12 protein-coding genes are annotated in these 14,706 nt (G+C 70.9%); 4 read left to right on the forward strand and 8 right to left on the reverse strand.

Annotated features, from left to right (window positions below; translation table 11 throughout):
* Window positions 1-295 precede the first annotated feature (295 nt).
* Window positions 296-589: a hypothetical protein gene (locus tag E3T33_RS13445; RefSeq protein WP_092324332.1), complete on the forward strand. Its 294-nt coding sequence runs from the start codon at window positions 296-298 to the stop codon at window positions 587-589.
* Here E3T33_RS13445 and menC read toward each other — a convergent pair.
* The 7 genes from menC to E3T33_RS13480 form a co-directional block, all read right to left on the reverse strand.
* Window positions 586-1,710, reverse strand: coding sequence for an o-succinylbenzoate synthase (menC, locus tag E3T33_RS13450; protein WP_134575503.1), 1,125 nt, complete (start codon window positions 1,708-1,710; stop codon window positions 586-588). The genes E3T33_RS13445 and menC overlap by 4 nt on opposite strands.
* Window positions 1,707-2,501 carry a hypothetical protein gene (locus tag E3T33_RS13455; RefSeq protein WP_092324335.1) on the reverse strand — a complete coding sequence of 265 codons (795 nt, stop codon included), beginning with the start codon at window positions 2,499-2,501 and terminating at the stop codon, window positions 1,707-1,709. The genes menC and E3T33_RS13455 overlap by 4 nt, the downstream gene beginning before the upstream one ends.
* 77 nt (window positions 2,502-2,578) lie before the next feature.
* Complete coding sequence (locus tag E3T33_RS13460; protein WP_092324336.1) at window positions 2,579-3,952, reverse strand: FAD-binding oxidoreductase; 1,374 nt, start codon at window positions 3,950-3,952, stop codon at window positions 2,579-2,581.
* 112 nt (window positions 3,953-4,064) lie between these two features.
* Complete coding sequence (locus E3T33_RS13465; RefSeq protein ID WP_092324338.1) at window positions 4,065-5,336, reverse strand: saccharopine dehydrogenase C-terminal domain-containing protein; 1,272 nt, start codon at window positions 5,334-5,336, stop codon at window positions 4,065-4,067.
* A gap of 101 nt (window positions 5,337-5,437) precedes the next feature.
* Window positions 5,438-6,190: a phosphatase PAP2 family protein gene (locus tag E3T33_RS13470; RefSeq protein WP_092324339.1), complete on the reverse strand. Its 753-nt coding sequence runs from the start codon at window positions 6,188-6,190 to the stop codon at window positions 5,438-5,440.
* A gap of 160 nt (window positions 6,191-6,350) precedes the next feature.
* Window positions 6,351-7,607 (reverse strand): multidrug effflux MFS transporter, encoded by a 1,257-nt coding sequence (locus tag E3T33_RS13475; RefSeq protein ID WP_241982950.1) that lies wholly within the window; start codon window positions 7,605-7,607, stop codon window positions 6,351-6,353.
* Between the two features lie 127 nt (window positions 7,608-7,734).
* Window positions 7,735-8,973: an ROK family transcriptional regulator gene (locus E3T33_RS13480; protein WP_092324341.1), complete on the reverse strand. Its 1,239-nt coding sequence runs from the start codon at window positions 8,971-8,973 to the stop codon at window positions 7,735-7,737.
* A gap of 39 nt (window positions 8,974-9,012) precedes the next feature.
* Here E3T33_RS13480 and E3T33_RS13485 point away from each other — a divergent pair, with 39 nt between their 5' ends.
* On the forward strand, window positions 9,013-9,870 hold the full coding sequence (locus tag E3T33_RS13485) for an NAD(P)-dependent oxidoreductase (protein WP_092324342.1): 858 nt from the start codon (window positions 9,013-9,015) through the stop codon (window positions 9,868-9,870).
* A 14-nt stretch (window positions 9,871-9,884) separates the two neighbouring features.
* Here E3T33_RS13485 and E3T33_RS13490 read toward each other — a convergent pair whose 3' ends face one another.
* A complete protein-coding gene (locus E3T33_RS13490; protein ID WP_134575522.1) occupies window positions 9,885-11,171 on the reverse strand; it encodes an FAD-binding protein in 1,287 nt (428 codons plus the stop codon).
* Window positions 11,172-11,567: 396 nt separating this feature from the next.
* Here E3T33_RS13490 and xylA point away from each other — a divergent pair, with 396 nt between their 5' ends.
* Window positions 11,568-12,758, forward strand: a complete 1,191-nt coding sequence (xylA, locus tag E3T33_RS13500; RefSeq protein WP_134575505.1) for a xylose isomerase — start codon at window positions 11,568-11,570, stop codon at window positions 12,756-12,758.
* A 345-nt stretch (window positions 12,759-13,103) separates the two neighbouring features.
* Entirely contained in the window at window positions 13,104-14,642 is a 1,539-nt protein-coding gene (locus tag E3T33_RS13505; protein ID WP_134575507.1) for an FGGY family carbohydrate kinase, read from the forward strand.
* The last annotated feature ends 64 nt before the right edge of the window (window positions 14,643-14,706 follow it).

The following is a 14,706-nucleotide window of genomic DNA, read 5'->3' on the forward strand; positions in this document are numbered from 1 at the left end:
GGAGCGGCGCGGGCGCGCCGGCCGGGCGTTGCGCCGCGGCCGCCGCGATCGCGGCATCCTGTGCCCGCTTGACGGCGGCCTCTGCGTCCGCCTGGGCCTTCTTCGCTGCGGCGAGCGCGAGCTCCGCCTGGGCCTGCAGCTCGGCCACCGGATCCACGGAATCGCTCGGAGTCATGGCGGCAGCCTAGACCCGCTGCCGACCGGGAGACCAGCCAGTTCGCGCGGGAGCCGGCCTTGTGCGGGAACGTCGTTCGGTCCTTACTGGTGGGACCAGACCAGACGGAAGGACACCTCGATGTTCGCACGAGTCAGCACCTACGAGACCAGCCCGGAGAGCAGGCTCGACGAAGCCAGTACCAAGGAAATCACGGACCGCGTGCTCGCTCTCCCCGGGAACCGCGGCATCTATTTCCTGACCAGCACCGAGCCGGGCAAGGCCCTCTCGATCACGCTGTGGGACAGCGCGGACAGCCTCTCCGCGAGCCAGCAGGCCGCGAACACGATCCGCGCCGATGCCAGCTCCGAGCAGGCAATGCGGATCGTCGGCGTCGAGGAGTTCGAGGTCTCCGCGAGCAGCCTGAAGGATTAACCGCGGAGGGTGACCGGGGCGACGAGCGCCCAGTCGCGCACGAGATGCTCCCGCACGGTGACCCCGGTGCCGGGCCCGGTGGGCACGGCGAGCTGACCGGCGTGCTCCCCCGTGCCGAGCACGAAGGGCTCCTCGACCAGGTCCTCGGCGAAGTAGCGGCTGCTCGCCGAGGTGTCGCCGGGCAGGATGAAGCCGGGCAGCGCCGCGAGCGCCACATTCGCCGCCCGGCCGACGCCGGTCTCCAGCATCCCGCCGCACCACACCGGCACCTCGTGCGCCACGCAGAGGTCGTGGATGCGCACCGATTCGAGGTAGCCGCCGACCCGGCCCGGCTTGATGTTGATGACGGACGTCGCGCCGCGTTCGATGGCATCCAGGGCCACGCCCACGCTGACGATCGACTCGTCGAGGCAGACCGGCGTCTCGATCGCCCTGGCGAGGGCCACGTGGGTGGCGATGTCCTCCTCGACGAAGGGCTGTTCGATCAGCACGAGGTTGAACGGATCGAGCCGGCCCAGGTGGGCGATGTCGGCGGCCGAGTAGGCGGTGTTCGCGTCGACCTGCAGGAGCATGTCCGGCCCGATCAGTTCGCGTACCGCGTATACCGGGATGAGGTCCCAGCCGGGTTTGATCTTGAGCTTGATCCGCCGGTAGCCCTCGTCGACATAGCCCGACACCTCGTCGAGCAGGGTGTCGAGGTCGGGGCTGATCCCCACCGAGACGCCGCAGTCGACCCAGTCGGTGACGGCGCCGAGGTAGCCGCCGAACGAGACGCCGGATGCGCGGAGCTGTGCGTCGAGGACGGCCGCCTCGAGCGCGGCCTTCGCCATCCGGTGGCCCACGACGAACGCGGTGAGCGGACCTACCGTCTCGGCGGTGACATCCGTCGCCTTCAGCAGGGCCGGGGCCAGGTAGCTGCGGATGACGTGCTCGGCGCCCTCGACGTACTCGGAGCTGTAGAGCGGCCCCTCCATCGCGACGCACTCGGCCCAGCCCTCGGCCTCGCTCGTGCGCACATGCACGAGCAGGAGCACGCGCGTGGTCTGCCGGGCGAAGGACGTCTCGAACGGCCGCACGAGCGGCATCGCCACGCGGTGCAGGGTGATCGATTCAAGTTTCATTGACGGGCTCCGTCGGTCGGGTCGGCCGGGTCCGGGGTGAACACGTAGTCGTTGTCGGCGTTGAGCTCCGGGCGCAGGCCCTGGGCCATCGCGGCGTGGAACATCACCCTCGATTCCTCACGGAGCAGCTCTGCGGCACGGGGATCGTCGGCCCGCAGGTGTTCGAAGTCGACGTTCAGCGGAAGACTGCCGGTCGTCGACCAGGCCTGCTGTGGCCGGCCGGCGAGCGCCCGGCGCACGCGGGGCGAATCCAGCCGCCACTTCACCTCGAAGCGGTCGCTGCGGTCGCTGCCGCTGACGGCGTCGTCGAGGCGCCCGTAGAAGTCGGGCAGGAACTTGACCACTTCGGCGCCCAGTTTGACCAGGTTGAAGTGGGCGTTGCGGCGGATGAGCGGGTCGAAGGTCCACCGCATGTCGGCGACTCCCTGCTGCAGGCACACGGACCGCTGGAAGAGCTTGAGGGCGTAGCCGACTCCGCCGCTTCGTCGCCACGGCACGACGGCCGCCATGTGCGAATGCAGGTGGACTCCGTCGGACCAGCCGAGGAAGCCGAGCGTGGCCCCGACCGGCTTCCCGGCCGCGGTCGCGATCAGCACGGTGTTGCCCGCGTAGTCCAGGGCGAGCAGCATCGACCGGTCCGGGCTGCGGCCGGGACCCCAGGTGCGCTCGAACATGCCGATGATGGCGTTCATATCGCCGGGGTCGGCCATCCGCACGACCACGCCCGCGGCCTCGGCCGCCGCATCGGCCTGGCGGCCGGCTTCGGCCACGATTTCCGGATCAACTGACATGCAACGAGTAGACCACATCCGGCCGCCCGGGTCAGCCCCGCGTCCTGCCGAATCCGACGGACATTCCGGCCGGGAGGCTAGTGGCCGCGGCCGGAGACGACGTCGGCGATCGAGGCGAGGGGCGATGTGGTGCGGCGGCGGGTCAGCTCGGCGCGATCCGCCCGGGAGTAGGCCTGGTACAGCGCGTGCACCGCGAGCCAGCGCAGCGGCTCGGGCTCCCAGTTGCGCACCCGGTGGTTCACCCAGGGCAGCCCGGTGAGCGCGCTCTGCCGGCCGAGGATGAGGTCCCGCAGCGTGCGGCCGGCCAGGTTCGTCGTGGTCACCCCGGTGCCGACGTAGCCGCCGGCCCAGGCCAGGCCGGTGCCGCGGTCGAGGCCCACGGTGGCCGCCCAGTCCCGGGGCACGCCCAGCACACCCGACCAGGCGTGGTCGATGGCCGCGCCCTTCGTCGCCGGGAAGAAGCGGGTCAGGATGCCGCGCAGCGCCTCGACCGTGCTCGCCGGGGTCTGCCCGTCCGAGTCCGTTTTCGAGCCGAACCGGTACGGCACGCCGCGGCCGCCGATCGCGATGCGGTCGTCAATGGTGCGCTGCGCGTACATGTAGGCGTGGGCCATGTCGCCGAGGGTTTCGCGGCCGGTCCAGCCGATCCGCTCCCAGACGTCGGCGCCGAGCGGCTCGGTGGCGATCAGCGAGGAGTTCATCGGCAGCCAGGCGCGGTGCAGGGCCTTGAGCCCGGCCGTGAAACCCTCCGTGGCGCGCACGACGAACTCGGCCTCGACGGTGCCATGCTCGGTGATCGCCCGGTGCGGGGCGATCTCGCTCACGGTGGTGTCCTCGAAGATCTCCACGCCCAGCGCCTCGACCACCCGGGCGAGCCCGAAGGCGAGCTTGGCCGGCTGGATGCGCGCGCAGTGCGGGTGCCACATCGCGCCGGTGGTGCCGACCACGTTGATCCGGGCGGTGGCTTCCGCCCGGGAGAGGAGTTGGACATCCGCCATCGACCACTGCTGTTCGGCGCGCGCGGCGGCCTCGAGCCGGCGTTGCTGCGGTTCGTCGTAGGCGACCGTGAACTCGCCGCCCTTGACGATGTCGGCGTCGATGCCCTCGGCCGCTGCGACCCGGATCACCTCGTCGACGGTCTCGTTCATCCGGGCCTGGAACCGTTCGGCGGCCTCGCGCCCGTGGCTCTTCACGTACTGCTCGCGGCCGCCGGTGATCGAATTGGTGAGCCAGCCGCCGTTGCGCCCGGATGCCCCGTAGCCGGCGAACCGCTGCTCCAGGATCACGATCCGCAGCGCCGGGGCGGCCTTCTTCAGGTAGTACGCGGTCCACAGCCCGGTGTACCCGGCGCCGACGATGCAGACATCGGCGCGCGTCGAACCCGGCAGGGCCGCGCGCGGCGCGGGCCGCCCGATCTGCTCCCACCAGAACGACACTTCCCCGTTGATCACGTCGCTCCTCCCCCGCAAACGCGCCCCCGGCATCCCGCGAAACCGCAGTTGTGTGCGTTATAACGACGTTTTAGCGCGCACAACTGCAGTTTCGCGGGGGTGGGGAGGGGGGTCACAGGCGGTCCTGGAGGCCCCAGGGCTGGCCGTAGCCGCCCTCGGACTCCGGCGCGGACATCAGGTCGAGGAACGGTTTCGCGTCGAAGGCCTCCGGGCCGAGCACGCCGATGCCGCCCCAGGTGCCGGCGGCGAGCAGCTCGAGCGCGATGACCGGGTTCAGCGCGGTCTGCCAGACGACGCACTGGGCGTCGTACTCGGCCATCGTCCACTCGTTGTCGGCCACGTGGTACAGGTACACCTCGCGCGGGGCGCCGTCCGGGCCGGTGCCGGTGACCCACACGCCGGCGCAGGTTTTGCCGGTCATCCGCGGGCCGATCGTGGCCGGGTCGGGCAGGCAGGCGGCGACGACATCTCGCGGCGCCACCATGGCCGGGCCGGAGGCGGTGCGCACGCGCACCGGGTCGACGCTGTCGAGGCCGAGCAGGTGCAGGGTCTTCAGCACGCCGATGAACTCCTCGCCGAGACCGTACTTGAAGGTGACCCGTTTGGCGTCGAGCCAGCGCGGCATCAGCAGCACCTCCTCGTGCTCCACGTTGACGCACTCGACCGGGCCGATGCCCTCCGGGAAGTCGAACATCTCCGGCTCGCTGAACGGCGGGGTGGTGAACCAGCCCCTGTCCTTCTCGAAGATGACGGGCGGGTTCAGGCACTCCTCGATCGTGGTCCAGATGCTGAAGGACGGCGCGAAGATCTCGTTGCCGGCCTCGTCGCGCACCACCAGGTTGGCGCCGTCGCGGGTGCCGAGCTCGTCGATCTCGCTGAACAGGTGATCGGATGCGTAGCGCGCGAACACGTCGGAGAGCCCGGGCTCCACGCCCATGCCCACCAGGGCGAGACGGCCGGCGGTTTCCCAGTCGCCGGCCTGGGCGAACTGGTCGTCGCCGAGCTTGACCCCGGTCTGCGCCGTCGGGTCGGTCGGGTGCGGCTCGGAGAGGCTCATCGCCATGTCGAGGTAGTCCGCGCCCGCGGCCAGCGCACCGGCGAAGATGGTGGGCACGAACTTGGGCTCGACGGCGTTCATCACGTGCGTTGCGCCGTGTTCACGGGCGACGGATGCGACCCGGTCCGGGTCGGAGGCGTCGATCTGCGCGGCGGTGAACCGACCGGCGACATCCGCCCCGTGCCGCGCCAGGATCGCCGCGATCGTACGCTCGGCGCGGCCGAGGTCGTAGTCGCTGACGATGACGTGCTCGTAAAAGGAACGGCGGGCGATGATCTTCGCGAACGCGTCACCGACGCCACCCGCACCGACAAGGAGAATCTTCATCCCTCGACGCTATCGTGCGGCATCCGTCGCTGTCTGCCCCGCCTACTGCCGAATTCGACGGAGATTCTGACCGCCAGCGAGCTTTTACGACGTTTCGGGGCTTATTTCGGAGTTTCTCCGTCGAAATCGGCGGGTTTGGGCTGCGTCGTCGCGGGCGGCGGATGGGCGGCCGACCGGCGGTGCAGGGCCAATTCGTGCTCGCCGTCGAGTTTCGCGGCGAACGGCGCCCAGACCACGATCGCGACGCCGACGCCGAGCAGGGCGCCGCCGATCGTGTCGGAGAGCCAGTGGGCGCCGAGGTAGGTGCGGCTGAACATCATCAGGACCACGTAGGCGGCCCCCGCGATCCAGACCCAGAGCCGCGGAAAGATGATGGCCAGGGTGACGGCCATGGTCGCGGCGTTGCCGACGTGTCCGGAGGGGAAAGACCCGAAGTCGACCTGCACGAGGATGTCTTCCGGCCGCGCCCGGCCGAACGACTTCTTGAGCAGCTGAACCATGCCCGAGCTCACCAGCGTGGCCGCGAGGTAGTACCCGGCCGCCCAGGGCCGCTTCATGATCAGCAGCACGACGATGATCACGGTCGGGATCACTAGGATTCCGAGGAGATTGCCGCCGAGGGAGTTCATCAGGTACGACAGGAAGTCCAGGACCGGCCCGCGATCTTCGGCCACCTCGGTCATCCACTGGGTGTCGAAGGGGAACGGCGCGCCCTTGTCCCGGACCACGACGATGAAGCCGATCAGGGCGGCCAGGACCACCGCCACGACTCCGCTCACGATCCACCACCAGTGAGCGACGCGCTTCGCTGGCGGTCGGGCGGCGACTTCCGGGTGTTTCTGGCTGTCGTCCATCCGTCAATGGTAGAGCGGCGGCTGCGGGTACTGCCACCCTCAGCGTCGTCCCGCGAGCTGAGTCGCGGACAAAGTACCTTCGTTCGGCCCGGGAAGGTACTTTGTCCGCAACTCAGCGAAGTGCAGGGCAGGGGCAGGGGGCAGGGGGCCAGCGCTGCGGCTAGTGCGAGAGCGCGGCCACCCGGTGCGGCCGCGCGACAAACCACAGCGCGAGGATCGAGACGAGGGCGGTCGACCCCATCACGGCGCCCATCGGGATGGCGTTGCCCACGCCGAGAAGCCCGACGACCGGGGAGATGAGGCCGGCAACGCCGAAGTTCCCGGCGCCGAGGAGGGAGGCCGCGGTCCCGGCCTCGTGCCCGTGCGCGTTGAGGGCGATCACCTGAACGCTCGGCAGCGTGAAGCCGCAGGCGGCGATGAAGAACCACAACGGAACGAGGATGCCCCAGAGCCCGGCGCCGGCGGAGTCCAGCAGCACGATGGCCGCCGCGGTGACCGCCAGTACGACGGTCGACACGGTGAGGATCCACTGCGGTCCCACGTTCCACCGGTGCATCAGCCGCGAGCTCAGCTGCACGCCGAGAACGATGCCGAGGGAGTTGACGGCGAAGAGCATGCCGTACTGCTGCGGGCTGAAGGAGTACACCTGCTGGAACAGGAAGGAGGAGGCCGACAGGTAGGAGAACAGCCCGGTGAAGGTCATCGCGCCGATGATCGCGACGCCGACGAACGTGCGGTCACCCAGCACCGACCGGTACCGCTGCGCCAGCGAGTTGTGCCCAACGGCGTGGCGTGCGCTCTCCGGCAGCGTCTCGACGATCCAGAGCGCAACGGCCACGATCACCACGGCGCCATAGGCGGCGAGCACCCAGAAGATGCCGCGCCAGCTCATCACGAGCAGCAACTGCGAGCCGATCACCGGGGCGAGCACGGGCGCCAGCCCGCTCACCAGCGCAAGGCGGGACAGCATCCGCACCAGCGGCTTGCCGCCGAAGAGGTCCCGCACCATCGCCAGCGCGACGACCGCGCCGGCCGCTGCGCCGAAGCCCTGCAGCAGGCGGAAGACCCCGAGCCAGACGATGTCCTGCGACAGCGCCGCGCCCACGCTGGCCAGGATGTGGAACCCGGTCGCCAGCATGAGCGGCAAACGCCGCCCGACCTTGTCGCTCCACGGCCCCACGACCAGCTGCCCGAAGCCGAAACCGATCATCGTTCCGGTCAGGGTGAGCTGGATGGCGGCGGCCGAGACCCCGAGTTCGTTCTCCAGGGTCGGGAAGGCCGGAAGGTACAGGTCGATCGTGAACGGACCGAGTGCCGTGAGCGCGCCCAGCACAATGATGTAGACCAGTCGCTGGCCGCGGGAGAGCGCATCCCCCGGGTGGCGCGCTGTCGAGGCCAGCTGCGCCTTCGAAATCACAGGGATGATGCCAGTAGTCAATTCGGGGACCTCGGTCTTGATGGGGGAAACGCACGGATGCGCGGCGAGCACGCGGCCCGGGTCACAGGCGTCGGCACCAGCAGCGGAAAGAGGACCGCCCGTTGAGTCAAGGCGAGACCCACTCCCGGTATTCCCGTTCGGGGGCCGGGAATCCGTTCGGATTGTCCAGCAGCCGCTCGAAAGCGAGCTCGGCCGCGCCGATCATGAGCAGGTTGGAGCCGAGCTCGGCGGCGCTGATCCGCACGCTGCCAAAGGATGCGCCGAGCGCCATCGACGACACCCTGGCGAGCAGGCGCTCCGGGTCGACGGCGTGCAGCGCGGCGAGGAAACCGCCCAGCACCACGAGCTGGGGGTTGAGGATGTTCACGGCGCCCGCGAGCGCGACCGCCAGGTGGCCCTGCTGGCGATCGACCTCGGCCCGGACGGCGGGCGAATCGGAGGCCAGCAGCGCCTGCTCCAGCTCGTCGGCATCCGCGCTCACCAGGCCGAGCGCATCCAGCAGCTCGCGCCGGGTCACCTCGGCCTCCAGCGTGCCGGCGATCCCGGCGGAATCCGTGCGGTCGCTCGCGCTCACCCGCGTGTGCCCGAATTCCCCTGCGTAGCCGGCGACGCCGCCCACTGCGTTCCCGCCGACGATCATGCCGCCGCCGATTCCGCTCGCGCCGCCGTTGAGGTAGATCACATCCGCCATGCCCCTGCCCGCACCGAAGTAGCGCTCGGCCATCGCTCCCAGGCCGGCGTCATTCGCGGCGCGAACCGGGTAGCCGGTGGCCCGCTCGAGCATCTCGGTGAGCGGCGCATCCACCCAGCCGAGGTGCGGCGCGTGGCGCACGAGGCCGTCGTGAGCCCGCACGAGCCCGGGAACGGCGACGCCGATTCCGACGACCCGGAAGGCCGACTCAAGTTCTCCGCGCATCCCCTCGATGACCGCCGCGGCAATGTTCACGGCCTCCGTCACGCTCGGCGAGCGTTCCGTGGGGTAACGGATGCGCCGGTGCACGCTCCCGTCGAGCCCGACGATGCCGATGGTGACGGCGTCGATCTCGGGGTTCACGGCGAGCGCGACGACCCGCCCGCTGACGGCCACGATCGGGCTGGGCCGGCCGACCCGATTGGTGGCGTCCGGCTCGCGCTCCTCGACCAGGCCCAGGTCGGTCAGTTCGCCGACGAGCGCGGCGATGGTGGAGCGGTTCAGTCCGGTCAGGCGGGTGAGCCGGGAGCGCGAGGCTGCGCCGTCGCGGTGCACGAGCCGGAGGATGACGGAGAGGTTGCGCCGGCGCACGTCGTCATGGCTGGATCCCTGCACCTGTCCTCCGCCGCTGATCGTTCCACCCCGGCTCCCCATGATACGTTGCCACTCTCAACAAATCAGGGAGAGCATCGAATGAGAATTGTTGTCACCGGCGGAAGCGGAAAACTCGGCCGCAGCGTCGTCACTCGCCTGCGGGGCGAGGGCCACCAGGTCGTCGTCTTCGACAAGGAAGGCGCGCGCGGGCCCGGTTTCCTCGGCATCGACCTCACCGACTACGGCCAGGTCGTCGACGCGATCTTCGGCATCGACGACGTGGCGCCCGGCTTCGATGCCATCGTGCATCTGGGGGCGATCCCGGCCTCCGGCCTCCGCCCCGACGTGGCGACCTTCCACAACAACATGCTCGCCACCTACAACGTGTTCCAGGCGGCCCGGCGGGCGGGCATCAAGAGCATCGTCTACGCCTCGAGCGAGACCGTGCTCGGGCTGCCGTTCGACATCGACCCGCCGTACCTGCCGGTGGACGAGGAATACCCGGCCCGCCCGGAGAGCACCTACTCGCTGGTCAAGCACCTCGAGGAGCAGCTCGCGATCCAGCTCGTGCGCTGGGACCCCGAGCTCAGCATCAGCGCCCTGCGGTTCTCCAACGTGATGGACCCAGAGGACTACGCGGCGTTCCCCGCCTGGGACGCCGACCCGATGCTCCGCAAGTGGAACCTCTGGGGCTACATCGACGGCCGCGACGGCGCCCAGGCCGTGTCGCGGGCGCTGGCCACGGCCAGGCCCGGCTTCGAGGCGTACATCATCGCGAACGCCGACACGGTGATGAGCCGCTCGAGCGCGTCGCTGGCCGCGGAGGTCTTCCCCGGCGTGCCGGTCGCCGCCGGCCTCGGCGAGCACGACACGCTGCTCTCGATCGGGAAGGCGAAACGGATGCTCGGCTACGCGCCCGAGCACAGCTGGCGGGACCACGAGGCGCCGACCGGCTGACGCGGGCCGCGGGTCTACACGCCGAAGACCGTCCGGTCCAGGAAGTCGTTCCGGAACTTCCGCTCGGGGTCCAGCCGCGCGGCGAGCGCCCTGAAGTCGGGCAGCTTCTCGTACAGCGGGGCCAGCGTCGCGGCTTCGGCGTGGAAGAGCTTTCCCCAGTGCGGCCGGGCCGCGAACGGGGCCAGCCGCGCTTCGATCAGCGGCAGCAGGTTCTGCACCGCGTCCGATTCCGGCTTCCAGGTGAGGTGGAGGCCGATCCCGGCCCGCCCGTAGTTCGGGCTGAGCCAGAGGTCGTCGGCCGCCACCGTGCGGATTTCACTCACCTGCAGGAGCGGTGAGATCTGCCCGGCCAGGTCCCGCATGACCTCGATCGCGGCGACGGCATGCTCGCCGGGCACCAGGTATTCGCTCTGCAGCTCGTCGCCGCTGCTCGGCGTGAATCCCATCCTGAAGTGCGCCAGCCGGTCCGACCACGGGCCGGGCACGCCGAGCTGCTTCGTGCAGTTTTCCGCGCTGACCCCGGGCAGGGGATGCCGGTCGCTCGTGGCCGCCGTGCCGCCGAAGAACTCCGGGCGGCCCTCGAAGCGCGCCCCGGCATCCGTTCGACTCTTCAGCCACGCCTGCCCGACGGTGTCGCCGCGCCAGTCGGTGAACAGGCTGACGCTGTAGGCGCTAGCGGACACCTCGTCGAAGCGCTCGAGCACCCGCGCCCAGGGCAGGTTGTCGAAGACGTCCTGGCGCACCTCGAAGGCGGGCTGGATGTCCAGGGTCACCCGCGTGACGACGCCCAGGGCGCCGAGCCCGACGACCATCCCGGCGAAATCGGGGGTGTCGGCGCGGGAGATGGTGAGCAGATCCCCGCCGGCCGTCACGAGCTGCAGGGCGCGGACGGCGGTGGCCAGGTTGCCGTTGCGGTTGCCCGACCCGTGGGTGGCCGTGGCGATGGCGCCGGCCACGGAGATGTGGGGCAGGGAGGCGAGGTTGTGCAGGGCGAATCCCTGCCGGTTCAGGGCCTCGGCGAGCACCCCGTAGGTGGTTCCGCCGCTGACGGAGACGGTGGCGGCCCGGCTGTCCACGACGATGTCGGGGGCCAGGTTCTCCAGTGAGACCAGCACCCCGGCCGAGTCGGCGCCGTCGTTGAAGGAGTGGCGCGAGCCGAGGGCGTGCACGTGCGCCGCTGATGCGACGACCTCCCGCACCTGGTCGAGCGTGGCCGGTCGCCGGATGGCCGTCGCGCCGTAGCGGTGGTTGCCCGCCCAGTTCCGTTCTTCGGTCACGGCTTGCGCCTCCACTCGGTTCATCCTGGTTCCAGCGGGGTCGATTCCAGCGGGGTCGATTCCAGCGGGGTCGATTCCAGCCGGGTCGATTCCAGCCGGGTCGATTCCAGCCGGGTCGATTCCAGCCGGGTCGATTCCAGCCGGCACATTTGATGCAACTCACAACATAACAACAAGGCCGCGGGATGGGGGGCGTGACGCCCTGGCCCGCGACCCTCCCGCTACCCACCCGCAACCCTCTCGGGGTCGGCCCCGGCGCGTTCGCCCGCGTCGGTTCCGGCGCGCTCACCCGCGGGCAGCCTTGGCGCGTACGCCGGCCGGCGGACATTGACATCGCCCGGGAAAGGAATATGTTTATACGCAGAACATTTACCGTGGGCGGTCCCGCCCGCGCCGATCCCAATTCCCCAGGAGCACTCGATGGCGATCGCCCCCACCCCCGACGACAGGTTCTCTTTCGGCCTCTGGACGGTCGGCTACACCGGCGCCGACCCGTTCGGCGGTCCGACCCGGCCGCCCCTGGACACGGTCGAGGCCGTCACCCGCCTCGCCGAACTGGGCGCCTACGGGCTCACCTTCCACGACGACGACCTGTTCCCCTTCGGCTCGTCCGACGCCGTGCGGCAGACCGAGATCGACCGCCTCAAGCAGGCGCTCGCCGACACCGGCCTGGTCGTTCCGATGATCACCACCAACCTGTTCAGCGCGCCCGTGTTCAAGGACGGCGGCTTCACCTCCAACGACCGCGCGGTGCGCCGTTTCGCGCTGCGGAAGGTGCTGCGCAACATCGACCTCGCCGCCGAGCTCGGCGCGCAGACGTTCGTGATGTGGGGCGGGCGTGAGGGCGCCGAGTACGACGCGGCCAAGGACATCCGCTCCGCGCTCGCCCGCTACCGCGAGGCCGTCAACCTGCTCGGCGACTATGTCACCGATCGCGGGTACGACATTCGGTTCGCGATCGAGCCGAAGCCGAACGAGCCGCGCGGGGACATCCTGCTGCCGACCGTCGGGCACGCCATGGCGTTCATCGAGACGCTCGAGCGGCCGGAGCTGGTCGGTGTGAACCCCGAGGTCGGGCACGAGCAGATGGCCGGGCTCAACTTCACCGCGGGCATCGCCCAGGCGCTGGATGCCGGCAAGCTGTTCCACATCGACCTGAACGGCCAGCGCGGGATCAAGTACGACCAGGATCTCGTCTTCGGCCACGGCGACCTGCACAATGCGTTCTCCCTCGTCGACCTGCTCGAGAACGGCGGCCCGGGCGGCGGGCGCGCCTACGACGGGCCGCGCCACTTCGACTACAAGCCCTCCCGCACCGAGGACACCGCCGGCGTCTGGGATTCGGCCGCGGCGAACATGCGCACCTACCTGCTGCTCAAGGAGCGCGCGGTCGCGTTCCGCGCCGACCCGGAGGTGCAGGAGGCGCTCGCGGCGTCGCGCGTGCCGGAGCTGGCGCAGCCGACCCTGGCGACGGGCGAGAGCTACGACGACCTGCTCGCCGACCCGGCGTCGTACGAGTCGTTCGAGCCGGACGCCTACTTCGGCGCCCGGGGCTTCGGCTTCGTGCGGCTGCAGCAGTTGGCGCTCGAGCACCTCCTCGGCGCCCGCTGACCCGACTGCCGGCCGCCCGTCACCCCTTCCCTCCCCGTGGCCAACCCGGTGAAGGGGTGCCGGTGCCCTCCCCCTTCCCCCCGGGGGCCAACTCAGGAGATTCGGTATCCGCGGCGCCGGCAGCCGCGGAATCCTGCGGGAGTCGGTCGGCGGCATCCGGATTCTCCTGAGTTCGCCACAGGAACCAGCGCACCACAGGAACCAGTTCGCCACAGGAACCAGTTCGCCACAGGAACCAGTTCGCCACAGGAACCAGCGCACCACAGGAACCAGTTCGCCACAGGAACCAGTTCGCCACAGGAACCAGCCCACAGACGCACCACCCACTGAGCGGAGAATGACGCCATGACGCTGGTTGCCGGAGTCGACTCGTCGACGCAGAGCTGCAAGATCGTGATTCGGCATGCCGCCACCGGGGCGTTCGTGCGGAGCGGCCGCGCGCCGCACCCGGCCGGCACCGAGGTCGACCCCGCCGCCTGGTGGGACGCCCTGCTGCTGGCGATCGCCGACGCGGGCGGCCTCGCCGATGTCGCCGCGATCTCGGTCGCGGCGCAGCAGCACGGCATGGTCGCCCTCGACGACGCCGGGCGGGTCATCCGGCCGGCCCTGCTCTGGAACGACACCCGCAGCGCCCCGGCAGCCGCCGCGCTGGTGGCCGAGGTCGGCGCCGGCGAGTACGCGCGCCGGGCCGGCTCCGTGCCGGTCGCCTCGTTCACGGTGACGAAACTGCGCTGGCTGCGGGACGCCGAACCGGCCCATGCCGCGCGCGTGGCCGCCGTCGCCCTCCCCCACGACTGGCTCGGCTGGCGGCTGCGCGGATTCGGCCCGGCGGGCGAGAGCCCGCTCGGCCCGGTGCTCACCGAGCTGACCACCGACCGCTCCGACGCGAGCGGCACCGGCTACTGGTCGCCCCGCACCGGCCAGTACGACCTGGACCTGTTCGAGCGCGCGCTCGGGCACTCCGCGTTCCTCCCCCGCGTGCTCGGCCCGGCCGACAGCCCCGGCGCCACCGCCGCCTTCCCCGTGCGCTCCCCCTTCCCGGGTTCTCAATTCGACGGAGATTCCGGCTGGAGCGCCCAGGACACGCAGGACACGCAGGACACGCAGGACCACCCTCCCACCCCCGGCAGCCGGAGCGAGGTGCCGGCCGGGATCGTCGTGGGGGCCGGCGCCGGCGACAATGCGGGCGCGGCGCTGGGCCTCGGCGCCGGAGCGGGCGACGTGGTCGTGTCCATCGGCACGAGCGGCACCGTCTTCGCCGTCACCGACGAGCCCGCGGCGGATGCGACCGGCACCGTCGCCGGGTTCGCCGACGCGAGCGGCCTGTTCCTGCCTCTCGTGGCCACGCTCAACGCCGCCCGGGTGCTCGACTCGATCGCCGGGCTCCTCGGCGTCGACCACACCGAGCTCGGCCGGCTCGCCCTCAGGGCGGAGCCCGGCGCGGGCGGCTTGGTGCTGCAGCCCTGGTTCGAGGGCGAGCGCACGCCGAATCTGCCGGATGCCACGGCATCCGTGTTCGGGATGACCCTGGCCTCGACGACGAGGCCAAACCTCGCGCGCGCTGCGTTCGAGGGGCTGCTCTGCGGGCTCGCCGAGGGTCTCGACGCCGTTCGCGGGCAGGGCGTCGAGGCCGAGCGCATCCTGCTGATCGGCGGGGCCGCGCAGAACCCGGCGCTCCAGGCGATCGCCGCGCAGGTGTTCGACCGCCCGATCGTGGTTCCGGCGCCCGGCGAGTACGTGGCCGACGGCGCGGCGACTCAGGCCGCCTGGGCTCTCACCGGCGAGCGCCCGGCGTGGCCGCTGGCCCTGGCGGCGCGGCCGGCAGGCGACTTCCGTCCCGTCATCCGGGCCCAGTACGCCGAGCGCGCCCGGCACATCCGATAGGCCGCCGTCCGCCGGCGGCCCCTGTCATCATGCCTCCAGCACCGCACCCTGGGCCGCTTCCGAC

Origin of the sequence: Cryobacterium sp. TMT1-2-1, from assembly GCF_004403955.1 — a bacterium.
Lineage (GTDB): Bacteria > Actinomycetota > Actinomycetes > Actinomycetales > Microbacteriaceae > Cryobacterium > Cryobacterium psychrotolerans.